Source organism: Mucilaginibacter sp. 3215, from assembly GCF_050433785.1.
In the GTDB taxonomy this organism is placed as follows: domain Bacteria; phylum Bacteroidota; class Bacteroidia; order Sphingobacteriales; family Sphingobacteriaceae; genus Mucilaginibacter.
Genome location: NZ_JBNPWO010000014.1, coordinates 53,915 through 79,586, shown reverse-complemented (window position 1 = coordinate 79,586; position 25,672 = coordinate 53,915). Strand labels below are relative to the sequence as shown.

The following is a 25,672-nucleotide window of genomic DNA, read 5'->3' as shown; positions in this document are numbered from 1 at the left end:
GTAACATAAAATAGAATAGAAATCAAAAGATTAGTGAAGCTAATAAACAATTTAAATATTGATAATCAACGCATTAATATCATTAATCTTTCCCATTCTTTATGGGACTACATTCTCTTAAAAATATGGCCGGTATTTACATACATATCCCCTTTTGCAAGCAAGCTTGCCATTATTGCGATTTCCATTTTAGTACATCGTTAAAGTACAAAGATGAAATGCTGCATGCTTTGATCAGTGAGATCAAACTGCAAAAAGGTTACCTCAACGGTGAAACCATCGAAACTATTTATTTCGGTGGCGGCACCCCCTCTGTTTTGGATGGCGATGAAATCAGCAGGATCATCAACACGCTAACCGAACTCCACACCGTATCTTCCGTGGCAGAAATAACCCTGGAGGCCAACCCCGATGATCTGAAACCCGACAAACTCAAAGCCCTTAAACAAACACCGGTTAACCGCTTCAGTATAGGGATCCAGTCGTTTTTTGACGAGGACCTGGTTTGGATGAACCGTGTACACCGCGGCCAGGAAGCCGAATCATCCGTAAAACGCGCCCAGGACGCCGGTTTTGAAAATATTACGGTCGACCTCATTTACGGCTATCCTATGCTCAGCGATACCAAATGGAAGCAAAACCTGGATAAAGTATTTGAACTTAACGTTCCGCACATATCTACCTATTCCATGACGGTTGAACCGCAAACTGCCCTGGCAGCTTTCATCAATAAAAAGAAGCAGCCACCCATGAACGAGCATCAAAGCGCCGAACAGTTTATGGTATTAATGGAGGCGATGAATGCACAGGGGTTTGAACATTACGAGATATCTAACTTTTGCAAGCCTGGCCAATATTCACGCCATAACTCCAACTATTGGAAGGGTGTAAAATATTTAGGGATCGGTCCTTCGGCGCATTCTTATAATGGCGATACCCGGCAGTGGAACATAGCTAATAATGCCAAATACATCCAGGCGCTCGAAAGCGGGAAACTATCGACCGAAACAGAGGAACTTACTGAAGCGAACCGTCTGAATGAATATATCATGACGTCGCTACGTACCATGTGGGGGCTTGAACTAACTAAGCTGAACCAGATAGCTAAAGGCGCATCAGACGAATTACTTAAAGCTGCCGCCGAATATCTCGACAGGGAATGGATCATACAAAAAGATAATGTTATTTATCTTAGCCCAACGGGTAAACTGTATGCCGATCATATTGCCGCCGGATTATTTTTCTAAACCTTTGAGGTTTTTTACAGTCAGTACTTTATTACAAAGCAAAATGGTTTTAAAAACTGTTTATATTTATCAAATCGTATTGTGTTATATACCTGCAATTATGAAAAAAGTACTCATTATCGCTTTATCGTTTATAGCTATTATAGCCCCGAAAGCTTTCGCCCAAAAAACTGTTGGAGGGACTGTTATGTCGCCTGCTAAAAATATTGTACAAAACGCATCCGGCTCAAAAGACCATACCACGCTGGTAAACGCTATTAAATCTGCTGGTTTGGCGCCTACCCTATCAGCGGCCGGTCCGTATACTGTTTTTGCCCCTACTAATGAAGCTTTTGCCCAGCTTCCTGCAGGCACAGTTGACAACCTGATGAAACCCGCAAGCAAGGCTAATCTTATTAAACTGCTTACTTATCATGTGGTGCCCGGCAAATTAACCTCGGCCGATCTGTTAACCAAAGTAAAAGAGGGCAAAGGCAGGTTGGAGCTTAATACGTTGAGCGGCGGTACACTTACTGTGATGTTGCAGGGTGCAAAACTTTACCTTGTTGACGAAAAAGGAGGCAAATCATTCATCACTATAGCCGATGTCGCCCAAAGCAACGGCGTTATCCAGGTAGTTAATTCGGTTTTGAAACCCAATTAAGTTAGTTGCAGTTTGTAGTGGCAGAAGCAGTTGGTAGTGGCAGTTGTACAAGTGGTACACTGATCAGAGGAAGATAGCCAAAATATACTTTTTTGATTACACTCCATGAGACTGCTCCTGCAACTTCCTACTGCCACTGCGGCTCCGTACTGTACTAAAATACAACTGTCAGCACAATTTCAAAATCGACACCAATCGTTTACATATTATTTACAAAGAATTAATTTTGCTCGTTAATTAATTTGTGAAAATGAGTATAACGCTTACACCTATTGATAGTGTAGACAATATAAGCAAAGAGGATTTTGTTAACAATTACTTAAATCCGCGTAAACCGCTTATTATCCGCAAAGCTACCGAAAGCTGGCCCGCCTTGCAAAAATGGACTTTTGAATACCTCAAAGAAACCGTTGGCGATCAAACAGTTCCGCTGTACGATAGTTCAAAAGCCGATCCCGCTAAAGCGATCAATGCCTCTGCAACGGAAATGAAGTTTGGCGATTATATCGATCTTATTCAAAAACAGCCTACTGATTTAAGAATTTTCCTGTTTGACCCAATTAAACATGCCCCAAAACTGCTGGAAGATTATCGTTCGCCATCCGATTTAATGGGTGGTTTCCTTGATAAATACCCCAATATGTTTTTCGGCGGCGGCGGTTCCGTAACATTTTTACATTACGACATCGACCTTGCGCACATTTTCCATACACATTTTAATGGCCGCAAACATGTAATGTTGTTCGACCAGAAATGGACCGAACGCCTGTACTGCATCCCCTTTGCTACCTACGCTCTGGAAGATTATGATATCGAAAACCCCGATTTTACCAAATTTCCGGCCCTTGACGGCATTGAAGGACAAGAGGCCATTTTAGAGCATGGCGATACCCTGTTTATGCCAACCGGTTACTGGCACTGGATGAAATACCTCACCGGTTCATTTTCGATATCGTTACGCGCCTGGGATAAATCATGGGCCATTAAAGCCAAAAGCTTGTATAACTTAACTGTACAGCGCAAGTTTGATAACCTGATGAAAGCCCGCTTTAAAAAGGATTATATGGACTGGAAAGAGAGCCTGGCTATCAAACGCGCTAACAACGCGCTTGTAGCAGGCAAGCCATAATATTAAGATATTTATACTACTTTGGGGTTTATTTCGTTATTTTGAATGCTTTTAAACGAGTAAGAAACAATATTGTAACTTTATTTTAAAATAAGCGTAATCCCCCTAAAGTAATAAACTATTATGTGCTTCATTCTTAACCCGATCGATACGGTTGAAAATATTTCTCCCGAAGACTTTAAGAAGAATTATTTAGACCCTCGTCGCCCGCTGGTTATCAAAGGGCTTACCAAAAGCTGGCCGGCCCGCGAAAAATGGACACCCGAATATTTAAAGCAGGTTGTTGGCAATAAAGTAGTGCCACTATATGATAACTCAAAGGCCGATCCGTCAAAACCCATCAATTCGTCGGCAACTGAAATGCCCTTTGATGAATATATCGACCTTATCCGCAGTAAACCAACCGAATTAAGGATTTTTTTCTTTAACATATTTAAGCAAGCACCGCAGCTTTTGGATGATATCGTGTTACCCAAGGACCTGATGGGGGGCTTTTTGGAAAGCATGCCCGCCATGTTTTTCGGCGGTTCAAACTCGGTTACTTTTTTACACTACGATATTGATCTTCCGCATATTTTCCATACCCATTTTGGAGGACGTAAGCATGTGATCCTGTTTGAAAACAAGTGGAAGCGCCGCCTGTACTGTATACCCAATGCCACTTATGCCTTGGAGGACTATGATGTACTAAATCCTGATGTCAAAAAATTCCCGGCACTTGACGGTGTAGAAGGTATTGAAGTTTTCCTTGAACATGGCGATACCCTGTTTATGCCAACCGGCTACTGGCACTGGATGAAATATGTGGATGGCTCATACTCACTCAGCCTTCGCGCATGGGATGCCAGCATAAGCCGTAAAGCGGCAAGCCTATACAACCTGGCCGTTAAAGGAGGTGTTGACAGTGCTTTAAAAATGATGTTTAAAGGCAAATATGCTAAATATCGCGAAGGCCTGGCCGTTAAATGGGCTAATAGAGAGCTGGCTGCGGGGAAACCTTTTTAAAGTCTGAAGTCTTAAGTTTTTAGTTTTAAGTCATGATATGGAGTAGCGATGGATTTTATCCATCGCTTTGTGTTTTATACCCAAGGCCGTGTCCCCACAGTCGCCTTGTTTATCAAATAATCCAGAGAACGCGTACATAGGAGATACAATCTACCAGCGCTCCAAGCCCAAAAGTTTTTTACCCAGATCGCTAAGCTCAGCTACCGGATTTTGCTTTTCCCGTTCCAGCGGATCGCCCGGAAAAGCGTAGCCCTGCATGGCTTCGCGGCTTTGCCAACTGTTAATGCGCCATTGTCTTAGCTCTTCATTGTCTTCCTGGGCGGGCATCATGGATATATACTGCGCTATACGCACTTTATCTGCACTGGTATTAGGTCTTATGCCATGCGGTTGCAAACTATTAAATATCAACAGATCACCTGCTTCCAGTTTCACTTTTACGGTTTCAAAACCGGTGATATCAGGTTTATAATGATCCCTATCTTCTGGTTGAGTTAATTTCCAGGTATCGTATGTACGATATAGTTCCGGGATGCATTGAAAACCACCCATGTTTTCATCAGTCTGATCGGCGAGGGCCAGTACGCCCTGCACATTTTGAGGTTTGGTTTCCGGGTCATAATCCCAGTGAATAAAACCTTTATATTCAAAGCCCGGCCTTAGCGGAAAGTTCAGATTGGCCCGGTCAATAGTTACCCATAGCTTTTCGGTGCCCCAGATATCGGAAAAAGCGGCATGTACTTTAGGATATTGCCGGTTATCCCACATAAACTGCTGATTATAAATTTCAACCATACCCGTGTTATTCAGCTCGCTCATTTGCATTTGCGCGTTGGGCTTTTTATACCAGGTGCTGATATCATTAGCATCCTTATCTTCATATTGCCACAGATAATTAGCTAATTTTTCAACTTGCACTTTAGGCACTGCATTTTTGATGATCACGTAACCGTTCTCTATCCAAAATTGCCAATCGGCCTCGCTAAGCACTTTCAGCGGTTCATTGTTTTTACGTTCATTAAGGCGGATCTGGCTTGATTTAGCGGTTGACGGATTACCGGGGATCTCTTTATGTGCATTAGCCGGCGTGGTTGCCATGGTCATGGCTGCGTTTTCGGTCTTCATTTTCTTTTTGATTTATAACTCAAATTTAGGTTGGCATGACAGATGGATTATCCTGTACAATGACCAAAATTTGCTCTACATTGATCATTTTATTTATCTTTACTAAAACCTAATGCTCAATATAGCATGGATAAGATACAGTTAGAGAAGATTAATTTTGAACCTGGCAAATCGTTCAAACTCTTTTCGCCCCGGCTTCGCAACACTTTTCTGTGGCATTATCACCCCGAATACGAATTGGTTTATGTTGAGGCCGATGCTGGGATCAGGCACGTCGGTTCACATATCTCCGGTTACACCCAGCATGACCTGGTGCTTATTGGCAGTAACCTTCCCCACCTTAACTTTGATTACCGGCTGTGGAGCGAATACCATCAGATAGTAGTGCAGCTAAAAGAAGATTTCATGGGAACGGCAATAGGCATCACTCCCGAATTTTCGACCATCGGGCAGCTTTTCAAAAAGGCCGCCAACGGCATTGCTTTTTATGGAGATACCAGGACTACAGCAGTGCGAAAACTGAAACTTTTACCGGGGATGGATTCTTTTCAGCAATTAATGGGGTTAATGGAGATCTTTAACATCCTGGCTGGTTCAAAAGAGTTTACGATTTTAAACAATGACGAGCCGAACCTGCAGTTTTTTTTAAAAGATAAGATCAGGATGGGGGCTATTTATGAATATATCGGCAGTAATTACAATCTTAAACCCGATGTAAATGTAGTGGCGGCTAAAGTGAACTTTACTACAGCGGCCTTTTGCCGCTATTTTAAAAAACAAACTAAAATGACTTTCACCGATTTCGTGAACCAATACCGTGTTGATGTAGCCAAAAACCTGCTCATGCAGGATAAAAACGTTACTGAAACCTGTTACGCTGTAGGATTTGAAAGCTTATCATATTTTAATAAACTCTTTAATAAAACAGTTGGAAAAAATCCCTCTGATTTTAAACGGAACTGGCTCGCTAAGGATTGATCTGAATAACGTATGTAAATATTGCCAACAGAATTATTCAGCCTGATTTTTTATAGTAATCCTTAACCGCATCGGGCAAAAGATGCAGGTATAAATCAGGCTCTTCCCTGATCCTTGCTGCTGGCACCGGTACAATTTTGCAGGGTTCGTCGTAAATAACGCTTTCACAATCCAGGAACCGCCCCATATAAGCGCCATAAGCTTCGGAAGCAAATATCACATCAATAGGCGGCAGTTTCTTTTTAAGATAGCTGGCCCAAAGTCTCGACATATTTTCTATCGAGTCACCCGCACCCGGCAGCATAGCTTCATCGTAGCTTAATAATACAGGTTTAACCTTGTCATTACCTGCGTAAGTTTTTTCGAGCCAGTCAAGCCTGATATTTCCATCAATGGGCTCATCATCGCTGGCACCAATAACCACAACAAGCTCATCACAATGGTCAAGCGCGTAACCAATCAAAGCCATATGCCCAATATGGAGCGGCAAAAACTTCCCAATTACTAAACCTCTTTTCATGCAGTAGTATTTTTGCGATCCGGTATCTTTTAAATTCCGCTCCTGAGAGAGGAATCGCTCATTTCCCACGCTTCCAAATCCCTATATCTATTCATTTAACTTTCATTTCCAACCGCTAATCTCCTTATGAGGTGTGGTCACAAACTATCTTCCACTCGCCCTTAATTTTCCTGAACCACAGCGTAAAATATCCTCCTGGCGTATCTTTTTCGCGGGTTAGTTTCCATCCGCCTAAAACAAAAGCGTTAGTTTTATCAAGTACCTTTAACTGTATAATATTGAAAGCCAGCTGCCCCATGGCGGCCTTATCAGGGTATGTTTGCTTATAATGATCAAGTGTTGTTTGCCAGCCATAGACAGGGGCCGTTTTCCCTACAAAAACCAGCGAATCTGATTTCCAGTAGGTTGTCATAAACTTTTCAATATCGCCGCGGTTCCAGGCTTCTTCCTGTGTATGCATTACTTTTAGGATGGCCTGCCTGTCCTGTGCAAAGCAATACACAGCCACAAGCATCAACGCTAAACTCAGTAATATTTTTCTCATATAATAAAGATAGCTTTTTGTCTGAACCTGAATTTTAAGAATTGCCCGAATTAACAGAATTAAAAAGAAAAAATTCAATTAATTCTTCAATTCGATTAATTCCGGTTCAGACAATACAGTATATTTGGATTTCATCGACACTAAAAACAACTTAACTATGGGAAATCAGGTATTAAGTTTTGGCGAAGTTTTATGGGATGCTTTTGGTGATGGAAAAAAAGCGGGCGGCGCCCCTATGAATGTAGCCAGGCATTTGGTACAACAAGGCGTAAAAACAGCGTTTGCGAGCTCTGTGGGTATGGATAACTCGGGCGATGGACTGATAGGCTTTTTAAAAAGCAATGACCTGTATTCGGACCTGATTCAGCAGGACGATGAATTTCCAACCTGTGAGGTTACCGTACAGCTTGATGAAAACAATACCGCTACTTATATTATTCCACAACCCGTTTCATGGGATAACATACAACCATCGGCTGCACTCACTAAAGCAGCCAAGGCAGCCAGGGCAATTGTGTTTGGCAGTTTGGCTTGCCGTACCGCTACTACCCGAGAAACATTGTTAAACCTGCTTGATGAAACCCCGGCGCTAAAAATATTTGATGTAAATCTTCGCCCGCCGCATTACACCCTGTCAACTATTGAAACATTGGTGGCCCGGGCCGACGTAGTGAAAATGAACGAGGAAGAAGCCAACCTGCTCATCGGTGGAAGTAGTGCTTCCCTACGCGATCAAATTGGCGAGTTCCGTTCCAAATACCATAGCCAAACCATTTGCGTAACCCGCGGCGAGCATGGTGCACTGGTATGGCACGACCATGAATTTTATGACAGTCCCGGCTGCCCGGTAAAAGTTGCCGACACGGTAGGCGCCGGCGATGCCTTCCTGGCAACATTTGTATCCGGCCTCCTTTCGGGAAAACCCATGCAGCAGGTGGTAGATAAAGCGTGCTCCGTTGGCTCATACGTAGCCAGCCAGCGAGGCGCCAACCCGGTATACCCGCCTGAGCTCCTGAATAGTTTGGCATATATTTAATTTCGGATTTGGGAATTGGGATTTCGGATTTGGTTTAATAGGCTATTGCTGCTAATAGGATATTCGAAATCAAAAATCTAATTGTCATACTTAACTAACAATTTATTTTATCACTTCCGCAGCAAAACTTTTCCTAAAAATATTCCGTTCCTTTATGTACAGAAAGGACAAAATATGCGTGGTTTTGGATTTTCCAAATTTAAGCCCAATCAAATCCCTAAAGGCGGATTTGACGAATTGTTAAAATTATTCCTCGAGTTGCTCAACTATACATCGGGCGATGCAGGCGAAGCCTTAGCCTGGCTCAACGAACTCGATAAACAATATAACCTTACCAACGATGATTATGGCATGGGCGATTTCATCGATGAACTAAAACAAAAGGGTTATCTTGACGAAAATAATGAGAATGGCGAGTTCCGGATTACGGCAAAAACTGAGCAAAGCATCAGGCAATCTGCCCTGGAAGAGATTTTTGGTAAGCTAAAAAAATCAGGGAAAGGCAATCACCGCTCGCCACAATCAGGCCAGGGCGATGAAAAAAATGCCGAACGCCGCGAATTTGAGTTTGGCGACAGCCTTGATCAGATAGACATGACCCAGTCTATCCACAACGCTCAGGTTAACCACGGTATAGGCGATTTCATGATGACCGAACGCGATCTTGAGGTAGAGGAAATGGACTACAAAACCCTTACTTCAACTGTGCTCATGATCGATATTTCGCACTCCATGATTCTTTACGGCGAAGACAGGATCACCCCGGCCAAAAAAGTAGCGATGGCCCTTGCCGAACTGATCCGCACCAAATATCCTAAGGACACGTTGGATATTGTTGTATTTGGGAACGATGCATGGCCAATAACCTTGCAGGATTTACCTTACTTGCAGGTTGGCCCTTATCATACCAATACTTATGCAGGTTTAGAGCTGGCTACCGATCTGCTCCGCCGCCGTAAAACGCACAATAAGCAAATTTTCATGATTACGGATGGTAAGCCAACCTGCTTAAAGGAAGGCACCAGGTATTATAAAAACAGCATTGGTTTGGACAGGAAAGTGGTTAACAAAACCCTTAATATGGCTGCCCAATGTAAACGGTTAAAAATACCTATTACCACATTTATGATAGCTAAAGACCCTTATTTGCAGCAGTTTGTTCGTAAATTCACAGAAACAAACGGAGGCAAAGCCTTTTACAGTTCCCTGAACGGTCTTGGTGAGTACATTTTTGAGGATTATATCAGAAACAGAAGAAGGACTGTTAGGTAAGTCTTTAGTCGGAAGTCCGACGTCTGGAAGTCTGAAATACGAATAACAACTGTCCTTAAATTAAAAATAAACATTCGGACTTGCGGACTTTCCGACTTCCGGACTACAAAAACAGAATGAGTAAATTATTAGATATAAAAACCCTCGGCCAGTTAAAGCAAACAGGCTATAAAAGCCGTTCGGTTAAAGACGAATTACGTGCTAACCTTATTGAACAGCTTAAAAAACGCGAAGGCGGCTTTGAGGGCATCATAGGCTTTGAAGATACTGTTATCCCCGATCTGCAAACTGCTATCCTGTCACGTCACAATATTTTACTGTTAGGCTTACGCGGCCAGGCTAAAACCCGTATTGCACGCTTGCTGGTTAACCTGCTTGATGAGTATATCCCATACATCGAGGGATCAGAATTGTTTGATGACCCTTACAACCCAATCTCCTGGTATGGTCATAGCATCATCACCCAAAAAGGTGACGACACACCTATAAGCTGGATCCACCGCTCTGAGCGCTATACCGAAAAACTGGCTACTCCTGATGTTACCGTGGCCGATTTAATTGGTGATGTTGACCCAATCAAAGCTGCCACCTTAAAGTTAACCTATTCGGACGAACGTGTGATCCACTTCGGTTTGATCCCACGTGCGCACCGCGGCATTTTCGTGATCAATGAGCTGCCCGACCTGCAGGCCCGGATCCAGGTATCGCTGTTCAACATCCTGCAGGAAAAAGATATCCAGATCCGTGGTTTTAAATTACGCTTACCACTGGATATCCAGTTTGTGTTTACCGCCAACCCTGAAGATTATACCAACCGTGGTTCGATAGTAACACCGCTTAAAGACCGCATTGAGAGCCAGATTTTAACACATTACCCGCGTTCGGTTGAGATTTCACGCAAGATCACGCAACAGGAAGCGTCCCTTACCGATGATCAGCGTATCGCTATTGAGGCTGATGGTTTGGTTAAAAACCTGGTGGAACAAATTGCTTTTGAAGCCCGTAACTCCGAGTATATCGACAAAAAATCAGGTGTATCGGCGCGTTTAACCATTTCGGCCTATGAAAACCTGATCAGTAATGCCGAACGCAGGATGATCATCAACCACGAAAAAACTACCTTTGTACGTATTACCGACTTTTTAGGTGTGATCCCTGCCATCACCGGTAAAATTGAGCTGGTTTATGAGGGTGAACTGGAGGGACCAGGCAAAGTGGCCAATATCCTGATAGGTAAAGCCATCAAAAGCTTACTGCTATCGTTTTTCCCTGACCCGGAAAAGGCTAAGAAAGCCAAAGCCCCTAACCCATATGCAGCTATCATTAACTGGTTTGGGGATGGCAACAATGTAGCTTTGGTTGATGATATGCCCATGCAGGAATACAAAAAAGCGCTGGAAGAAGTTGTGGGATTGAAAGACCTTGTAAAAAAGATCCACCCGCGTTTGGGTGAAAGCCAGCAATTGCTGCTGATGGAATTTGTACTTCACGGCCTGTCGGAATTTTCACAATTGAACAAAGGTTTCCTGGATAATGGCTTCGCGTTTTCGGATATGTTTAACAGTTTATTTAACTTGCAGCCCGATGACGATGACCTTGATATTGACGACGACCGGTACTAAATATATGGCGCTATATGATTTTTAAAGCGCTAAGTATATTGGTCTGGATAATAATTGAGCTGCTGGCCGACCGGTATGTTTTATACGGTATCCGAGGCGCGTTCAAAAAATGGCGATTGCTTCAATCAAAAGCATTCGCCATTTTTTATTGGGGCTTTTCGGCCTTGTGTGTGGCCGCGCTTTTAACTGCCGGTTATATTACCATAGCAGGTACGGGTGTACGCGCAGCCTGTTTGCTGGTAACATTTATCCTGCTCATCTGTAAATTTACTTTTATACCATTCATTTTTGCCGATGATATCAGGCGAAAAATTGCGCTGAAAAGGAAAAAAACTGATACCCCAATTCCTCTCTCAACTGCTCCTGCCGCTGCCACTAATATTGATGTCATTCCTCGTTCCGAGTTTCTTTTAAAAGCAGGCTTGCTTGCCGCAACCGTTCCCCTGGCCGCAATAAAAAAGGCCATGCCCGAAGGTTCGTATGATTATCATGTACTGTATCAAACTACGTATCTGCCTAATCTGCCAAAGGCCTTTGATGGCTTAAGGATCGGGCAGATCTCAGATATTCATTCAGGCAGCTTTTATAATAAAAAAGCGGTGCTCGGGGGGGTTGAAATGCTGCTGAAAGAAAAACCTGACCTGATATTTTTTACCGGCGATCTGGTTAACGATGAAGCATCGGAAATGACCAGCTACCAAGACATTTTCACTAAAGTAAAAGCCCCCCTCGGTGTTTTTTCAACCCTGGGTAACCATGATTATGGCGACTATGGCGACTGGAACTCCCCGGCGGCTAAAAAGAAAAATCATGATGACCTGATAACCACCCATAAAAACATGGGCTGGACCCTGCTCAGGAACGAGAACCACCGCCTTAAAATTGACGGTGAGGAAATAGGGATCTTAGGTATTGAAAACTGGAGCGAATACAGCCGCTTCCCCAAATACGGGCGCATGGACCTGGCCGTAAAAAACACCGATGACCTGCCGGTAAAGCTCCTGCTCTCGCATGATCCATCGCATTGGCGGGCCGAGGTATTACCTAAATATCCACAAATTGATGCTATGTTTGCCGGGCATACCCACGGCATGCAATTTGGCATACGTACCCCGCATTTTCAATATAGCCCTATAAAATATGTTTATAATGAATGGGCTGGTCATTACCAGGAAAACAAACAACAATTATATGTAAATGTAGGTTTTGGTTTTGTTGGTTTAACCGGCAGGGTTGGAATATTGCCGGAGATTACGATATTTACATTAAAAGCAGGCCGCGATCCCTCATTACCAATTTCCTAAAAGATCCAGGCAGAAGCTGCTATCCTTTTACCGATGAAGAAATTACTACAGTCTGTATTAGATTTTCTGCTCTTCAGTAATATTTTCATGTCGCTTTGTGCTGTAGCACAGGCCTTGTTAACCTTTCACTTAATAGGATCAAAACCAGTGTTCCCTGTTTTGGGCTTGTTATTCACTTCAACACTGGGTATTTACAATTTTTGTATCCTGATCACCAGGCCGGCCAAGCCCCAAAGGTCGCCCTATAGAAGGGTACGCTGGTTTTTTGCGCATTACAGGCTAATGGTAACGTTTACTATAGTCTCATTGCTGTCTCTGATCCCGCTGTTCTTTATCATCACTACCGAATCAAAGATCCTGCTCATATTTCTCAGTGTTTTATCATTTGGCTACGGTTTACCCTTGTTTAGTGTAGGCGATCATAAATTTGGTTTAAGAAATATCCCCGGTTTAAAACCGTTTTTAATAACCCTGGTATGGACAATGAGCTGTGTACTGTTCCCTGTATTGGAATCAATGCATAATCATCTAACCGATATCAGCATGCGCGATACTACAATACTCATAGCCAAGCGCTTTTTATTTATAGGTGCGCTGACAATACCTTTTGACATCCGTGATCTTTTTGATGACCGTAAAGTAGGCCTTAAAACCATTCCTGTAGTTTGGGGCAAAAAAAATGCTTATCTGTTTTGCCAGGTATTGCTCACCGGCTACATTGTACTCATGTTCCTGTTCAGGCAAAATGGCTTTAGCCTTGATTTCTTTGCACTCACACTTACTATGTTCCTTACCGGCTGGCTCATCTTCAGATCGGCCTGGGAAAAAAACGAGTATTATTACTTTTTTTATATGGATGGCGTACTGATCTTACAGTACGTAATTGTAGTAGTATTCAATGCTGTTAAATATTTTCTCCATTAAAACATGGCTGCCAATTATAATAACTCGGCATGGTTTTATGATCGGCTTTCAAAATTGGTATATGGCAGGGCATTAATAAACGCGCAAGTTTATTTATTAGGCTTTATTCCACCAAAAAGTAAAATCCTCATCGCCGGCGGCGGAACAGGCTGGATCCTGGAGGAGCTCGCCATAATATACCCGGAAGGCTTAAACATCACTTACGTTGAAATTTCGGCCAATATGATTGCACTCTCGCAAAAGAGGCAAATTGGCCAAAACGTGGTAATCTTTATTAATGATGCAGTTGAAAATGTAAAACTCGCCGCCGACTTCGATGTCGTAATCACCCCTTTTTTGTTCGATAACTTTGTGGAAGAAACGGTTGACAATGTTTTTAACCATTTGCACAACCTGCTCAAACCCGGTGGCCTCTGGCTCAATGCCGATTTTCAGCTTACCGGCCGCTGGTGGCAAAACGTGCTGCTCAAAAGCATGTTTGTTTTTTTCAGGTTGCTTTGCGGGATAGAAGCAAGCAAGCTGCCTGCTATCGAAAAGCGTTTTGATGTTACGCGATATAGCGTGATTGAGGATAAAACTTTTTTTGGGGACTTTATTGTGGCGAGGGTTTATAGGAAGGCTGTATAAGATAAATTGTGTAAAAGACGTCATCGCGAGGAACGAAGCACCCCCCTACTGTACAGAGAGATTTGCATAGCCGCTCTGCTTCATGGGGATTGCTTCGTTCCTCGCAATGACGGGTATTTAAGAGTATTATTCGATTACTGGTTATAAACAAACTTATATCCTATCCCCCTTACAGTTTGTAAGTACTGCGGCGAATCGGCATTGGTTTCAATCTTTTTACGCAAGCGAACGATGTGCATGTCAAGGGTGCGGGTATTTACATCGGCGTTGTAGCCCCAAACTTCCATCATCAGCTCCTCGCGGTTGATAACCTTGTTTTTGTTTTTGAGAAAATAAAGCAGGATCCTGTTTTCGAGGATAGTTAGCTCTATCTTACGGCCATCGCGGATGAGGAGGTGCGTGTTAGGCAGGTGCTCCATGTTAGCAAAACGGTACGATTCGGGCTTTTCGCTGTTAAGAGAAAACTTGATTTTGTTTTCAATCAGCGCCACCAATACGTCCATGTTGTAGGGTTTGGTAATATAGTCAGATACCCCAAAGTTATAGGCTTCTATCTTGTCAACATCCTGCGCCTTAGCGGTCATCATGATGATGAGTTTATCGAATCCTTTTTCGCGGATATTGCCGCAAACTTCCGAGCCCGGTTTGCCAGGCAGCATCCAGTCTAACAGTACAATATCAGGCTGCTCCGCCAATATCATGGTTTCAGCTTCATTGCCATTACCGGCTTCCAGTACTTTGTACCCTTCTGATTGCAAACGCTCTGAAACCAGGAAACGCAGGTTCTCGTCATCTTCAACCAGCGCAATTTTAATTTCTTTGTTCATATCTTAATTTTCGTATGGAAGCGTAACTATAAATTCCGAACCTTCGTTAACCTTACTGTGAACGGTTATATCACCGTTCATAAAATTAACCAGTTCTTTACAAAATGCCAAGCCAAGGCCAACGCTCCCGTTTTGATTGTATTGGTTTTCTATTCTGTAAAACTTCTTAAAAATGTTATTCAGTTCATTTTTTGGTATCCCTATCCCCTTGTCAGCAAACGAAAACACAATATTGCGCTTTTCCTGTGAAATATTGATGAACAACTCCTTTTGCTGAGGGTGCGAATACTTATATGCATTTTCAATAAGGTTTTGAAAAACACTTCCTAATAATACCGGATCGGTATAAAAAGTTTCAACCCTGTTGATTTTAAATTTAATATTAAAATCAGCGTACTTTATTTTAAAGGTATCAATATACCGGCTAATAAAGTTCTCTATATCAATTTCTTCCTCTTTTAGCGTAATGGATTTATTTTCAATCTGTGTAAATGAGAGCAGCTTGTTCATCAACTCATTCAGCTTATCGGCTTCCTCGTCCAGTATCTTACCGTAATGGCGGCGTTGTCTTTCGGTAAGCTCACCGTCGCCGCGCAAATTTGAACCGGCTATTTTGATTACGCTTACCGGTGTTTTAAACTCGTGGGTAAAGTTGTTAATAAAATCATACTGAAGCTTGAACAGTTTCATGTTCACGTTCAGATTACGGTATATAAGCCAGCCTATCAGCATTAAAAACAGGGTCATTAATAATACGATAGCTCCGATAGGCATAAAGCGGCGGTTAATTTCGGCTGTTAAATAACCCTGTGCCGAACTAAAGAACAGCTTATAATCAGAAAAAGCTACTGGTAATGACACCTCGGTTATCAGTTTATCGCCCTCACTGTCAATAGGGTCATATACTACGGGTTGAATAGATACATTTTCGTACAGCTCGGGATGCGTATTTTTCACCTTGATCAGGTACGGGTCGAGGTAAAAGGTCATCATGTTTTGCTTGTATGAAGCCCCTTTGCTGTTACCGAGCATTTGCATGTCACGATAAATACGTACATCCTCGCGCCTGAGAACATTGGTATAACTGATCTTGTCGGGTTTCACATCCCAAAATGCTTTAAAAAGTTCATCCTGACTTGATACGCGTGATGTATCTGAAAAGGCTATATAATTACTTAATTTAATAGCCATCTCTCTGAAATCATCTTCATTGACTGTTCTCCGCTGCTCGGCCCCGTACACCTTGTCATTAACGTGCCAATACTGATAAACCGCCTTAGCAGCTATGTTCAAATTATTTTTGCGCACGGTCATCGTAGTTTTGCCGCCAATGAGGGCATCATAAAAGATAACGCGGCGCACAAAATTATAATCATGAAAAACAGAGGCCGCATATTTACCTGCCGATGCCGAATCAAGAAAACCCTGGTAGGAGGTTATTTCAGGGATCTTATTCTGAAAAAATTCATAATACGGCTTAATGGTTTGTTCCAGTACCTCAACCTTTTTTGAGGAAAACTCATTTTCAACATACTTGGCGGTGAGGTTATAAGATATAAACAGGGCTACCACAAAAGTTATGGAAATGAACACCAGGAAAATAGTGATCAGCGTAAAGTTTTGCCGGTAAGCGTCTTTCTGTAATGCCATATCGGATTATGGTTTAACCCGCATATTCTTATCCAAAAACTTCTCTATTTCGGCATACATCTCCATACGGTTATGTTCGCTCCTGAAATATGCACGTTCATTGGGTTTTAAAAAATATTTTACATCTACGTTCCGTTTGCGCAACTCACGCACAAACTGGTTAAGCTCACTGATATTGGCCCGCTGATCTTTGGCACCTTGAAATATAATTAACGGAACCTTAATTTTATCGGTATGAAAAACCGGCGATATCGCTCTTAACTGGTCGGCATCTGTTTCGGGATTGCCAACCATTTCGTAGGTCATTTTTAAATAAGGCTTAACAAATGGTGGTGCATCTTTAATATAGGTAAAAAAGTTAATAAGCCCATATTGTACTACAGCACAACTGTATAGTTCAGGATGGAATGACACGCCGTAAAGCGCCGAAAAGCCCCCAAAACGACCGCCAAAAATGGCAATCTTTTTAGGGTTTGCAACTTTGGTATCGATAAGCCAGTGTACCCCATCGGTAATATCATCCTGAATTTTGCCGCCTACCTGTTTATATCCCGCACTGCGAAAAGCTTTACCATAACCTGTTGATCCCCGGTAGTTAACCTGGAACACGGCATACCCACGATTGGCCAAAAACTGCACCTGGTCGTCATATCCCCAGGTGTCGCGCCCCCATGGCCCATCGTGCGGCATAACTACCACCGGATAATTTTCGCTTTTATCGCCCCTGGGCAGGGTTAAATAACCATTTATCAACAAGCCGTCACGTGCACGATACGATATAGGTTTCATGGCACATAACTCTGCCGGAACGAGGCTTGAGTTAAGATCGCTTAGCTTGGTTAACTTGCCACTGTTTTTTTCAAAAAGATAGTATGAACCGGGATTACGGTCGGTATAAGTGTTGAGGATAAATTTATTCTCAGAGCTGTCGCGGTCAACCACCCTGATCTCATTACCCTTAAGCTGTTGCTGAATGGTTTGGTACATCTGCTCAACATCAGGAGCAAGGAAGTGCTTACGCGGCATTGATTCGTCCCAGCCGGTAAATTCTATCCGGTGTTTATTTTTCGAATACTCAAAGCCGGTAATATCCGCTTTGCTGCAACTAAAAATTGTCCTTTCTTCCTTACCATTCTCCGCATTGATCTCAACCAGGGCCGTCTTGTCGCGGTTTACGTTTGATAGCGCATAGAAATAATTTTTAATACCTGTAAATGCTATAGGCCTTACTGCATTCTTAAAATTATTTTCAATAATAGGCTTAAAAGGCTTATCCTCATCGGGGCGAAATAAGATGGTTTCGTTAACCCCGTCTGATGCCCTTTCCAGCCGGATCCTGCCGTCGGCATCTGCAAACCACTCAGTAATATTACCCGGGTTAAGCAGGTAAGTCTTCATTTCGCCGGTTTTTACGTTGAGGCGGTAAACATCAAAGTTACCCGGATCACGCTCATTGGTTTTAATAGTGATGACATCCGGCTGCTGACGGTTGCGGTTAACCAGCCCTATCCTCACATTACCAAGCGATAATATAGTGCGGCTTTTATTAGCAGCCACATCAAAGGCATACATCTTAACCGAATCGGTAGCGATAAGATCCTGCGAAAAAACAAGCTGGTTATTGTACGTCCAGAAATAATCACCTCTGATTGAATAGTCCTCAAATTGAGTAACCATCCGTTCCTTACCATCAGCTAATGACTGTATAAATATGTTTTGCTTATCTTTAAATGGCTTAAGGTATGAAACATATTTGCCATCGGGCGAAATTCGGTAAAAGCTCCTTTCGGGTGTCTTAAAAAAGTCAATAATGGGTATTTGCCTTACTTTACTCCTGTTGCAGGAAAAGAAGACAATAATGCAACTCACAATAAGAAAAAATCTGACCCGGCTCAACATAGCTACAAATACCCCATTTTATTCACGTACTCAAATTAGATAAATAAGTTCGATGTTATCAAGATGTCACTACAATTTTACCCTTATATACCGTTATATAAATAATATGGCAAACTGGCTTAAGCAATCCTATTAATTGATTATTTTTGAACAAATGAGGGCTTTATATATTGTTATTATTCTTGCTTTTTGCTTTAGCAGCAGGCTGCTTGCACAGGACAATGAACTGCTGCTGGCCAAGCAATATAATGCAAATGGCGAACCGCAAAAAGCACTTGAAATTTATCAAAAGTTATACAAGCAAAACAACGAGAATTACTATAGCGTATACGTAAATACACTGCTCAACCTTAAAAAATTTGATGAAGCCGAAAGCATCACCAAAAAACTGATCCGCCGCCATCCTGATGACCACCAGTATGCTATAATGCTGGGCAACATTTACACGCAGGAGGGCAATATGGCCAAAGCTGACGCTATTTATGATGACCTGATCAAAAGCCTCCCTGCCGATCAGGGTGAAATAACTGCCCTGGCATCCCAGTTTTACCAAAGCGCTAATATTGATTATGCGATCAAAATTTTTCAGCAAGGACGGAAATTGCTCAAAAATGATAACATGTTTACTTATGAGCTTATTAACCTTTACCGTTTTAAGCGCGACAAAATATCATTAACCGATGAATACCTGAACTTTTTACCTCAAAACCCCAACTTCATAAACCAGGCCGAGAATGCTTTTTCAAATGTATACGAGGGTAGCGCTGATTATGATATGCTTAAAACAGCTTTACTGAGACGCATTCAGAAAGATCCGCAGCAAACCATTTATGCCGATCTGCTTACCTGGCAGTACCTGCAGCAAAAGGAATTTGATCTGGCCCTTAACCAGGCATTGGCCCTGAGCCGCAGACAAAATGACGATGGTAACAGCATCTATGATCTCTGCCGTACCTTCATTGCCAATGAGGCTTATGACGAAGCCATCCGCGGATATGAATACATTATCAGTAAAGGGAAAACAACCTCCCTATACATCCCCTCAAAGATTGAGTTGATCAACACCAAAAACCTGAAAGTAACATCGGGCAAATACCTGCCCGAAGATTTGCTTGGACTTGAAAAGGATTATAACGACCTGCTCACCGAATTTGGCCGTAACAGCAGTACCGCATTTGCCATGCAAAAGCTGGCCAACCTGCAAGCCTTTAAGCTTCACAAACTTAAGGACGCCCAAAAACTGCTGGAAGAAGCTACCAGGCTAAATGATATCAGGCCAAACCTGTTAGCCGATTGCAAGCTTGATTTAGGCGATATTTACCTGCTTAACAACCAACCCTGGGAAGCCACGCTGCTTTACAGCCAGGTTGAGAAAGATTTCCCCGCTACTGCCATCGGGCAGGATGCCTTATTCAGAAACGCGAAAATGGCTTATTATACCGGAGATTTCACCTGGGCAAAGGGACAGTTGGATGTGCTGAAAGTTGCTACATCGCAATTAATAGCAAATGATGCACTTAACCTATTGCTGCTGATCCAGGATAATCTTGCTGCCGATAGCAGCGGGGCGGCGCTTAAAGTGTACGCCCGGGCTGATTTGCAGATTTTTGCTCAAAATCCCGAAAAGGCAGTAATGATATTAGACAGTATTGGCAAAAAGTTCCCGAACAATGCTTTAGATGATGATATCATGATGTCAAAATCTCGCATCCTGATCCAGCAGAAGGATTATGCCGGAGCGGTACCTTTATTAAAGAAAATTGTTGAAGAGCACCCCGCCGATCTTTGGGCCGATGATGCCGTATTTATGTTGGGCGATATTTACGAAAACAGGTTGAACGATAAAACCATCGCCAAAACCTATTACCAGAAAATTATAACCGATTATCCCGGCAGCCTCTGGATCAACGAAGCCCGTAAACGCTTCAGGCTCTTAAGAGGCGATAAACCGGATGCGTCTTAAAGTTGGTAAGTGGTTGATTAGGTTAAATGGCGAGTGGTTGTCTAAATTGCTGCTGTTCTGAGTATGCCAACCAGTCACCTAATCAACTACTCACTAAATCAACCATTCACCCAATCAACTTAAATAACTAATTTTACAACATGATTGTATACAACGACACCATAATAATTGACGAAACCATTCATGACGAATGGCTTAACTATATCAAAACCATCCATATCCCGGCTATCATGGCTACCGGACATTTCAGCTCGTACCGCATCCTGACTGTTATTGATTCGCCTAACGAAGGAGTTACCTACTGTATTCAATACAATGCTGATAACATTGAGCATTTTCAGCAGTTTTACATGAACCACCTGCACAAATTTCAGGCTACCCACCAGGAAAAATTTAACGAAAAATTTGTGATGTTCAATACCCTGATGGAAGAGGTGGAATAAACTAATTGTGCCAGAGAATGCAAGGCGTAGAGGTTGTGTACCTCTGGCACACATTAACAATTTGGTTATTTGTTTTCTACAAACCTTTTGCACCTCTGGTGCTGACCGTCCTATGGCGAGTTTTATTCTTCAAGAGCACCGGGTATCATTAAAAGGATCAAAAATATTACTGCCAGTGTAACAGCTAAACAAATTAGCCCGGCAAGCAATGCACGCCATATAGTAAAAGTTTTACCTCCAGTTGCAAAATGTTCCTTCATTTGTTCGCCCTGAAACTTTTGTACAAGCAGGAAAGTCCCCCAGGCATAAGCCAATGGAAATATAAATCTTGGAAACCGCTCTGTATTTGAAGTAATAACAGCCAGGCCAATGATTGCGATCAATGCGACAACGGCAATTATCCAGGTTGTGGTTGATTTATCTTTCTGGTTAAACGCTTTGTAGTTCTGAGATACCAAATACCCCGCGGCTAATGGCCCGAATATAAATGTTGCTACCCTAATTGAGTTAAGGGTGTATATTTTAGGTTTCTCTTCTTCGAGTTGCTCTACAGCCTGGCTATATGGAATCATGAAAGGTTTAAATTAATAAGCTATTTAAATAAAAAAGCGTCATTACGAGGTACGAAGCAATCCCCGATTAGCAGGTCCGCCCTGTATAGTTCGCGATTGCTTCGTACCTCGCAATGATGTCTTTAAACAGCTTCTAAGATAGCATTTCAAATTAAATATACCTATCCTACTTCGCAAACATCACCTTCATCTCAGTAACCTGCTTTATACAACGCGCAGATTTCTTTTCATCCTGAACAATGATTCGGAACGGCCCATCAGCCGGGGCTAAGGGCTGACCATCGATTTTATCAGCAAGAATGATCACGCGGTCGGTAAAACCTTTGTCCAGTTCGGCAAGGGCAAAAAGTACCTGGTAACCGTCACTGGCTTCAACTAAAAGATATTTGACAAGGTTTTTACCATGTAAGTCGGCGCCTAGGGTAACACCTGCTTTAGTCAGTATTTCGGATACAATTACGCCCGAATAGATGTGGGCTTTTCCGTCCTTGTCCTTACGGGTAACTGTGGTTTGCTTGTATTGCTGCAACTCGGCAGGGCCAATGGTTAGTGGATTTGTTACTTCTCCGGTTACTTTTACTACTGACTCTTTGGTTACGGTTTGGGCATGGGTTGCTAAACCGGCAATCAGTAAAAGCAATACAAGGGCATATTTTTTCATGGTTGATGTTAGTTTTTTGTTGATTGATGTAGATCTGCAGAATGCTTATCTCATATGGCGGTTTCGTTATATTTTAAAAAACACAACGCAAAAATGCAGAATAGGATCGATAAATCAATCCACCACGAATACTGTTTTTTAATTTTCAATACTAAACCCAGAAAAAACCTTTACTTTTTACTATTCCTTTCTAAAAATTGAAAGAATTTTTGCTGCAAATCTTTAAACTCCCCGATAATTTCCAGCCCAAATGGTGTAAGCAAGGCTACTCCACCACCCTTTCCACCTCTTTTTGAAATTACCAGCGGCTGTTTAAAACCATCGTTCATGTGGTTAACTAAATCCCAGGCCTGCTTGTATGACATTTTCATTTGCAGCGCGGCCTGCCTGATGGAGCCCGAGGCATGGATCCGCTCAAGTAACTCAACCCGGCCATGGCCAAGTACTTTTTCCTCGGCTATTTCTATCCAGATGCGGCCGTTAAGTTTAAATGAAGGGATTTCCATTAATAATTGTTAATCACCAAATTTATCAATGTTGGCACATAACTCATGTTACTCCCTTGCTTTTTTTTGAGCGCGTAGCATTTGGCCATAATCCATGCGGCGCACCATGGCGTTAACGGTTTGTGCTATACGGTTAGCTCGGGTAACTTCCGTTTTAGCGCTCTCAATCCATTTTATAAAATATCCCCGGTGGCTTCCGGTCAGGCTATTGAAAAACTCGCCGCCTTCAGGTTCATATTCAAAACACTCCAGCAGATCATCCGGAACAATGTATTTAAAATCATCATCGGGTTCAAGGCGTACCCGGAGCGTGGCCCCGCGATGTTTATGGATAGCTTTACAGATCTCTTTTCGCAAAGCCATGATAAAATTCCCTTCGCCCATAGGCATCAGGGCCATACCGCGCACCTCAAACTCATCCAGTTTACCTTTTACACGAAATGACTTTTTATTGCCGGGCTTCATTTCCTGCGCTATATCGGCGGGAATCTCAATGTATGTCCACCCTGTTTTTTCACCCTGTTCGGCAAACTGTAATATAATAGTATTAAAATCAACCATAAGTATTATTCAACGGCATATTGTTACCATCATGCCTAAAAAATATGCGAAAATGTTAAATGTTTGTTAAATCGTCATATTTAGTTGTATCGGCTGTAACGTAATGCATGGTACCGATGTCTTATGAGTATAAAAACAATTTAAAAGTTAAAAACCTAAAAAACAACAACAATATGAAAACTTTAAAATCAATCATGCTTGGCTTAGCCTTATTAGTAATAGGCACTGCTGCAAAAGCAACAGATAAAATAGAAGGCGACAATTTAACCAAAAACTACGCCATCAACACTTATATAGATGCCATGACCCGCGGCAAAATACAAGGCTTTAACGAAGTGGTAGATCAATCGGCAAAATTCAGCATGTTACGCGGTACTAAAGTATTAAGTTTTACCAAAAACGAAGTAGTTGACTTATTAAAAGCCAATAAAAATACTGAGCAGGACTGCGTTACCAGCACCTCAATTGTTGAAAGCAACAACGACCTGGCCGTAGTAAAAGTTGATATGAAATACAGCACTTTTACCCGTAGCAACTATGTAACCGTTACCAACACCGGCAGCGGCTGGAAAATCACAAACGTGTACAGCGTTTTTAAATAAGTAAGTTTTAGTTTAGTGTTTAATATGTAAGTAGGTAAAGGCCCCGTTGGTGCGGGGCCTTTTTTATTTTATTTCACCAGCGGATCAAGTACCTTTTGCCATTTATCATAACCTTTGCTATTAAGGTGCAGGTAATCGTTATTAAACAAACTTGAATCAGGGGCTGTAGTACCCGGCTTGTAAATAGCCGGAACCAGGTCGACATAATAACTTTTTGGTTTACCTTTCAGATAGCTTTTCACCAGCTCATTCGCGGCATAAACCACATCATAATATTTAGCGCGCACCGGGCTCGGTTTAATCGACATGAAATACACTTCGGCACCCGGCAATTTCTGATGGATTAGTTCCCACAGCTTTGCAAATGAAGCGGCAACCGCCTGGGCCGATTTACCTGCCGCTATATCGTTTTCGCCGGCATAAACAAAAATTTTGCGTGGCTTGTATGGGAGCAGGATGTAAGGCGTGTAATAATTTGCTATCTGCCATAATTCGCAACCGCCTACTCCCCTCCTTATAATAGGCATACCGGCATACCGCTGCTCGAGATCTGTCCACTTACGGATAGATGAACTGCCGATAAATAAAATACCACCTGGTTTTGGAAAGCTCAGGCTATCCTGGTGTTTAAATGCCCTGATCTCATTATCAAACGGGAAACCCTGCTGGGCCAATACACCGGCGCTAAGTGCGAGGCCGATGAAGAGTAAAAACAATTTTAGTTTCATTATGGGGTAGCTATGCGTTCTTCAAAAAATAAAAACGGCAATTGGTTTTCAATGCCTTTGATGATCCAAACCGGTCCATCTTCGGCATGCAATATAATTTTTATTGATTGATTTTGCTGCTTTTCGCATTCAGCTAATACCTGTAAACAGGATCCGCATGAGGTAATTGGTTTTACAATAGGAAAATCATCTGAGTGTGCAGTTACCGCCATAGCCTCGATAGGATCATTAGGGTGATTGGCTCCCCAGTTAAACAATGCCACCCGCTCGGCACATAAACCCGATGGATAGGCTACATTTTCCTGGTTACTGCCGTAAATAATTTTACCGCTTTGCAAACGAAGTGCAGCCCCAACACGGAATTTGGAATATGGAGAATGGGAATTCTTTAACGCTTTCTGTGCTTCAAGGCACAGCTGCCTGTCGGCTTTATCAAGATCGGCCAGCGACTCATATTCGTCAAAGGCTATTTTAATTTCGTGACTTATCATATATTATCAACCCTTGTTGAAAAATCGGGGGAAACAAGATAAGCAAATTTTAACAGGATTAAAATTTTGAAAAGATTTATTTACATTTATTCCATTATCTAAACTCACTCACGCTCATGCAATTTATTAAATCACTTAAATTTCGCTGCTTAATTTTATTTACAACTGTCATTACTTTAAATGGATGCAGCTTTAACAATACTTATATAAACAGGGAAGAGGATAAAAAGGACGGTGAAAAAGTAACGAATAAACTTTTTGAGCTTATAAAAGCTAAAAAGTACAACGACACCTTTAAGCTTTACAGTAATCAGTTTTGGGCGGTTACAACCAAGGATAAATTACTTGAGTTATACACCGCAACAGAAAACAAACTTGGCGACCTTGACTCAACAACGGTAAACAAATGGGAAACACGCAGGGTTGTGGGGACTAACCCATCTGCAGAATATGTTTTTGCATACAACACCAAACACAGCAAATATAAAGCGGTTGAATCGATCAGGCTTGTAAAAGAAAAAGATGGTTCGATTAAAATCCTCGCCTATAATATCAACTCCGACGGCTTCTTTAAATAAAAAGCACATAATCAAAACAAAAAATTAGGGCATTACAAAAAATTGAGCTAGTGGTATATGTTATCACCGCACCACTTTACGGCTATTTCAATTATTGCAATCGTATCCCACATCGTGCGGTATGGTGAAAACACTGACCACTGGCTTGAAACAAATTAGGGGATTTTCTTAAGTTACACAACTCAGGAAAATCCCCTAATCAGGCAAATCAAGGT

Annotated in this window: 27 protein-coding genes; 15 read left to right on the top strand and 12 right to left on the bottom strand. The window is 42.1% G+C overall.

The window, feature by feature from the left end; all coding sequences use genetic code 11:
- Positions 1-101 precede the first annotated feature (101 nt).
- From hemW to ABIC84_RS20225, 4 genes are all read left to right on the top strand, one after another.
- A complete protein-coding gene (gene hemW, locus ABIC84_RS20240) occupies positions 102-1,247 on the top strand; it encodes a radical SAM family heme chaperone HemW (RefSeq protein ID WP_429264717.1) in 1,146 nt (381 codons plus the stop codon).
- A gap of 100 nt (positions 1,248-1,347) precedes the next feature.
- Positions 1,348-1,890: a fasciclin domain-containing protein gene (locus tag ABIC84_RS20235; protein WP_429264716.1), complete on the top strand. Its 543-nt coding sequence runs from the start codon at positions 1,348-1,350 to the stop codon at positions 1,888-1,890.
- Positions 1,891-2,140: 250 nt separating this feature from the next.
- Complete coding sequence (locus tag ABIC84_RS20230) at positions 2,141-3,019, top strand: cupin-like domain-containing protein (protein WP_429264715.1); 879 nt, start codon at positions 2,141-2,143, stop codon at positions 3,017-3,019.
- Positions 3,020-3,142: 123 nt separating this feature from the next.
- Positions 3,143-4,024, top strand: coding sequence for a cupin-like domain-containing protein (locus ABIC84_RS20225; RefSeq protein WP_091215547.1), 882 nt, complete (start codon positions 3,143-3,145; stop codon positions 4,022-4,024).
- Positions 4,025-4,174: 150 nt separating this feature from the next.
- On the opposite strand, the gene ABIC84_RS20220 is transcribed toward ABIC84_RS20225, so the two are convergent.
- Positions 4,175-5,149 carry a phytanoyl-CoA dioxygenase family protein gene (locus tag ABIC84_RS20220; protein ID WP_429264714.1) on the bottom strand — a complete coding sequence of 325 codons (975 nt, stop codon included), beginning with the start codon at positions 5,147-5,149 and terminating at the stop codon, positions 4,175-4,177.
- A 126-nt stretch (positions 5,150-5,275) separates the two neighbouring features.
- On the opposite strand from ABIC84_RS20220, the gene ABIC84_RS20215 reads away from it, so the two are divergent.
- A complete protein-coding gene (locus tag ABIC84_RS20215; RefSeq protein WP_429264713.1) occupies positions 5,276-6,127 on the top strand; it encodes a helix-turn-helix domain-containing protein in 852 nt (283 codons plus the stop codon).
- A gap of 37 nt (positions 6,128-6,164) precedes the next feature.
- On the opposite strand, the gene ABIC84_RS20210 is transcribed toward ABIC84_RS20215, so the two are convergent.
- A complete protein-coding gene (locus ABIC84_RS20210; protein ID WP_429264712.1) occupies positions 6,165-6,647 on the bottom strand; it encodes an adenylyltransferase/cytidyltransferase family protein in 483 nt (160 codons plus the stop codon).
- A gap of 124 nt (positions 6,648-6,771) precedes the next feature.
- On the bottom strand, positions 6,772-7,191 hold the full coding sequence (locus ABIC84_RS20205) for a YybH family protein (protein WP_429264711.1): 420 nt from the start codon (positions 7,189-7,191) through the stop codon (positions 6,772-6,774).
- Between the two features lie 157 nt (positions 7,192-7,348).
- Here ABIC84_RS20205 and ABIC84_RS20200 point away from each other — a divergent pair, with 157 nt between their 5' ends.
- From ABIC84_RS20200 to ABIC84_RS20175, 6 genes are all read left to right on the top strand, one after another.
- The gene (locus ABIC84_RS20200; protein ID WP_426584078.1) at positions 7,349-8,227 is read left to right on the top strand and encodes a carbohydrate kinase family protein; all 879 of its coding nucleotides are present in this window, start codon (positions 7,349-7,351) and stop codon (positions 8,225-8,227) included.
- Between the two features lie 174 nt (positions 8,228-8,401).
- Positions 8,402-9,499 carry a vWA domain-containing protein gene (locus ABIC84_RS20195; protein WP_090531322.1) on the top strand — a complete coding sequence of 366 codons (1,098 nt, stop codon included), beginning with the start codon at positions 8,402-8,404 and terminating at the stop codon, positions 9,497-9,499.
- Between the two features lie 116 nt (positions 9,500-9,615).
- The gene (locus ABIC84_RS20190; protein WP_429264710.1) at positions 9,616-11,121 is read left to right on the top strand and encodes a sigma 54-interacting transcriptional regulator; all 1,506 of its coding nucleotides are present in this window, start codon (positions 9,616-9,618) and stop codon (positions 11,119-11,121) included.
- Between the two features lie 38 nt (positions 11,122-11,159).
- Positions 11,160-12,425 carry a metallophosphoesterase gene (locus tag ABIC84_RS20185; RefSeq protein WP_429264709.1) on the top strand — a complete coding sequence of 422 codons (1,266 nt, stop codon included), beginning with the start codon at positions 11,160-11,162 and terminating at the stop codon, positions 12,423-12,425.
- A 33-nt stretch (positions 12,426-12,458) separates the two neighbouring features.
- A complete protein-coding gene (locus ABIC84_RS20180) occupies positions 12,459-13,349 on the top strand; it encodes a hypothetical protein (RefSeq protein ID WP_426584074.1) in 891 nt (296 codons plus the stop codon).
- A 3-nt stretch (positions 13,350-13,352) separates the two neighbouring features.
- A complete protein-coding gene (locus tag ABIC84_RS20175; RefSeq protein WP_429264708.1) occupies positions 13,353-13,976 on the top strand; it encodes a class I SAM-dependent methyltransferase in 624 nt (207 codons plus the stop codon).
- Between the two features lie 134 nt (positions 13,977-14,110).
- On the opposite strand, the gene ABIC84_RS20170 is transcribed toward ABIC84_RS20175, so the two are convergent.
- Genes ABIC84_RS20170 through ABIC84_RS20160 form a run of 3 tightly spaced genes read right to left on the bottom strand, consistent with a single transcriptional unit; the run spans position 14,111 to position 18,322 of the window.
- Positions 14,111-14,803, bottom strand: a complete 693-nt coding sequence (locus ABIC84_RS20170) for a response regulator transcription factor (protein ID WP_090530416.1) — start codon at positions 14,801-14,803, stop codon at positions 14,111-14,113.
- A 3-nt stretch (positions 14,804-14,806) separates the two neighbouring features.
- Positions 14,807-16,453 carry a sensor histidine kinase gene (locus tag ABIC84_RS20165; protein WP_429264707.1) on the bottom strand — a complete coding sequence of 549 codons (1,647 nt, stop codon included), beginning with the start codon at positions 16,451-16,453 and terminating at the stop codon, positions 14,807-14,809.
- A 6-nt stretch (positions 16,454-16,459) separates the two neighbouring features.
- A complete protein-coding gene (locus ABIC84_RS20160) occupies positions 16,460-18,322 on the bottom strand; it encodes a prolyl oligopeptidase family serine peptidase (RefSeq protein WP_426584067.1) in 1,863 nt (620 codons plus the stop codon).
- A gap of 184 nt (positions 18,323-18,506) precedes the next feature.
- Between ABIC84_RS20160 and ABIC84_RS20155 the strand changes: the two genes are divergently transcribed.
- Both ABIC84_RS20155 and ABIC84_RS20150 read left to right on the top strand, forming a co-directional pair.
- A complete protein-coding gene (locus tag ABIC84_RS20155; protein WP_429264706.1) occupies positions 18,507-20,315 on the top strand; it encodes a tetratricopeptide repeat protein in 1,809 nt (602 codons plus the stop codon).
- A gap of 140 nt (positions 20,316-20,455) precedes the next feature.
- On the top strand, positions 20,456-20,758 hold the full coding sequence (locus ABIC84_RS20150; RefSeq protein ID WP_429264705.1) for a DUF4286 family protein: 303 nt from the start codon (positions 20,456-20,458) through the stop codon (positions 20,756-20,758).
- Between the two features lie 122 nt (positions 20,759-20,880).
- On the opposite strand, the gene ABIC84_RS20145 is transcribed toward ABIC84_RS20150, so the two are convergent.
- The 4 genes from ABIC84_RS20145 to ABIC84_RS20130 form a co-directional block, all read right to left on the bottom strand.
- Complete coding sequence (locus tag ABIC84_RS20145) at positions 20,881-21,330, bottom strand: hypothetical protein (RefSeq protein ID WP_429264704.1); 450 nt, start codon at positions 21,328-21,330, stop codon at positions 20,881-20,883.
- Positions 21,331-21,496: 166 nt separating this feature from the next.
- Positions 21,497-21,991, bottom strand: a complete 495-nt coding sequence (locus ABIC84_RS20140; protein WP_429264703.1) for a molybdopterin-dependent oxidoreductase — start codon at positions 21,989-21,991, stop codon at positions 21,497-21,499.
- 170 nt (positions 21,992-22,161) lie between these two features.
- Positions 22,162-22,497, bottom strand: coding sequence for a winged helix-turn-helix domain-containing protein (locus tag ABIC84_RS20135; RefSeq protein ID WP_426584059.1), 336 nt, complete (start codon positions 22,495-22,497; stop codon positions 22,162-22,164).
- 48 nt (positions 22,498-22,545) lie between these two features.
- Positions 22,546-23,058 (bottom strand): YdeI/OmpD-associated family protein, encoded by a 513-nt coding sequence (locus ABIC84_RS20130; protein WP_429264702.1) that lies wholly within the window; start codon positions 23,056-23,058, stop codon positions 22,546-22,548.
- A gap of 173 nt (positions 23,059-23,231) precedes the next feature.
- On the opposite strand from ABIC84_RS20130, the gene ABIC84_RS20125 reads away from it, so the two are divergent.
- Positions 23,232-23,660 (top strand): nuclear transport factor 2 family protein, encoded by a 429-nt coding sequence (locus tag ABIC84_RS20125; RefSeq protein ID WP_176625312.1) that lies wholly within the window; start codon positions 23,232-23,234, stop codon positions 23,658-23,660.
- 68 nt (positions 23,661-23,728) lie between these two features.
- Here ABIC84_RS20125 and ABIC84_RS20120 read toward each other — a convergent pair whose 3' ends face one another.
- On the bottom strand, positions 23,729-24,388 hold the full coding sequence (locus ABIC84_RS20120; RefSeq protein WP_429264701.1) for a GDSL-type esterase/lipase family protein: 660 nt from the start codon (positions 24,386-24,388) through the stop codon (positions 23,729-23,731).
- Complete coding sequence (locus ABIC84_RS20115; RefSeq protein ID WP_429264700.1) at positions 24,388-24,879, bottom strand: cytidine deaminase; 492 nt, start codon at positions 24,877-24,879, stop codon at positions 24,388-24,390. The genes ABIC84_RS20120 and ABIC84_RS20115 overlap by 1 nt, the downstream gene beginning before the upstream one ends.
- Positions 24,880-24,995: 116 nt before the next feature.
- Between ABIC84_RS20115 and ABIC84_RS20110 the strand changes: the two genes are divergently transcribed.
- Complete coding sequence (locus tag ABIC84_RS20110; RefSeq protein ID WP_176625316.1) at positions 24,996-25,457, top strand: DUF4019 domain-containing protein; 462 nt, start codon at positions 24,996-24,998, stop codon at positions 25,455-25,457.
- Positions 25,458-25,672 lie beyond the last annotated feature (215 nt).

Bases quoted from the DNA above. Each gene is read 5' to 3' on its own strand.
- hemW (WP_429264717.1), top strand. From the start codon at position 102: ATGGGACTACATTCTCTTAAAAATATGGCCGGTATTTACATACATATC.
- ABIC84_RS20235 (WP_429264716.1), top strand. From the start codon at position 1,348: ATGAAAAAAGTACTCATTATCGCTTTATCGTTTATAGCTATTATAGCC.
- ABIC84_RS20230 (WP_429264715.1), top strand. From the start codon at position 2,141: ATGAGTATAACGCTTACACCTATTGATAGTGTAGACAATATAAGCAAA.
- ABIC84_RS20225 (WP_091215547.1), top strand. From the start codon at position 3,143: ATGTGCTTCATTCTTAACCCGATCGATACGGTTGAAAATATTTCTCCC.
- ABIC84_RS20220 (WP_429264714.1), bottom strand. From the start codon at position 5,149: ATGAAGACCGAAAACGCAGCCATGACCATGGCAACCACGCCGGCTAAT.
- ABIC84_RS20215 (WP_429264713.1), top strand. From the start codon at position 5,276: ATGGATAAGATACAGTTAGAGAAGATTAATTTTGAACCTGGCAAATCG.
- ABIC84_RS20210 (WP_429264712.1), bottom strand. From the start codon at position 6,647: ATGAAAAGAGGTTTAGTAATTGGGAAGTTTTTGCCGCTCCATATTGGG.
- ABIC84_RS20205 (WP_429264711.1), bottom strand. From the start codon at position 7,191: ATGAGAAAAATATTACTGAGTTTAGCGTTGATGCTTGTGGCTGTGTAT.
- ABIC84_RS20200 (WP_426584078.1), top strand. From the start codon at position 7,349: ATGGGAAATCAGGTATTAAGTTTTGGCGAAGTTTTATGGGATGCTTTT.
- ABIC84_RS20195 (WP_090531322.1), top strand. From the start codon at position 8,402: ATGCGTGGTTTTGGATTTTCCAAATTTAAGCCCAATCAAATCCCTAAA.
- ABIC84_RS20190 (WP_429264710.1), top strand. From the start codon at position 9,616: ATGAGTAAATTATTAGATATAAAAACCCTCGGCCAGTTAAAGCAAACA.
- ABIC84_RS20180 (WP_426584074.1), top strand. From the start codon at position 12,459: ATGAAGAAATTACTACAGTCTGTATTAGATTTTCTGCTCTTCAGTAAT.
- ABIC84_RS20175 (WP_429264708.1), top strand. From the start codon at position 13,353: ATGGCTGCCAATTATAATAACTCGGCATGGTTTTATGATCGGCTTTCA.
- ABIC84_RS20170 (WP_090530416.1), bottom strand. From the start codon at position 14,803: ATGAACAAAGAAATTAAAATTGCGCTGGTTGAAGATGACGAGAACCTG.
- ABIC84_RS20165 (WP_429264707.1), bottom strand. From the start codon at position 16,453: ATGGCATTACAGAAAGACGCTTACCGGCAAAACTTTACGCTGATCACT.
- ABIC84_RS20155 (WP_429264706.1), top strand. From the start codon at position 18,507: ATGAGGGCTTTATATATTGTTATTATTCTTGCTTTTTGCTTTAGCAGC.
- ABIC84_RS20150 (WP_429264705.1), top strand. From the start codon at position 20,456: ATGATTGTATACAACGACACCATAATAATTGACGAAACCATTCATGAC.
- ABIC84_RS20145 (WP_429264704.1), bottom strand. From the start codon at position 21,330: ATGATTCCATATAGCCAGGCTGTAGAGCAACTCGAAGAAGAGAAACCT.
- ABIC84_RS20140 (WP_429264703.1), bottom strand. From the start codon at position 21,991: ATGAAAAAATATGCCCTTGTATTGCTTTTACTGATTGCCGGTTTAGCA.
- ABIC84_RS20135 (WP_426584059.1), bottom strand. From the start codon at position 22,497: ATGGAAATCCCTTCATTTAAACTTAACGGCCGCATCTGGATAGAAATA.
- ABIC84_RS20130 (WP_429264702.1), bottom strand. From the start codon at position 23,058: ATGGTTGATTTTAATACTATTATATTACAGTTTGCCGAACAGGGTGAA.
- ABIC84_RS20125 (WP_176625312.1), top strand. From the start codon at position 23,232: ATGAAAACTTTAAAATCAATCATGCTTGGCTTAGCCTTATTAGTAATA.
- ABIC84_RS20120 (WP_429264701.1), bottom strand. From the start codon at position 24,388: ATGAAACTAAAATTGTTTTTACTCTTCATCGGCCTCGCACTTAGCGCC.
- ABIC84_RS20115 (WP_429264700.1), bottom strand. From the start codon at position 24,879: ATGATAAGTCACGAAATTAAAATAGCCTTTGACGAATATGAGTCGCTG.
- ABIC84_RS20110 (WP_176625316.1), top strand. From the start codon at position 24,996: ATGCAATTTATTAAATCACTTAAATTTCGCTGCTTAATTTTATTTACA.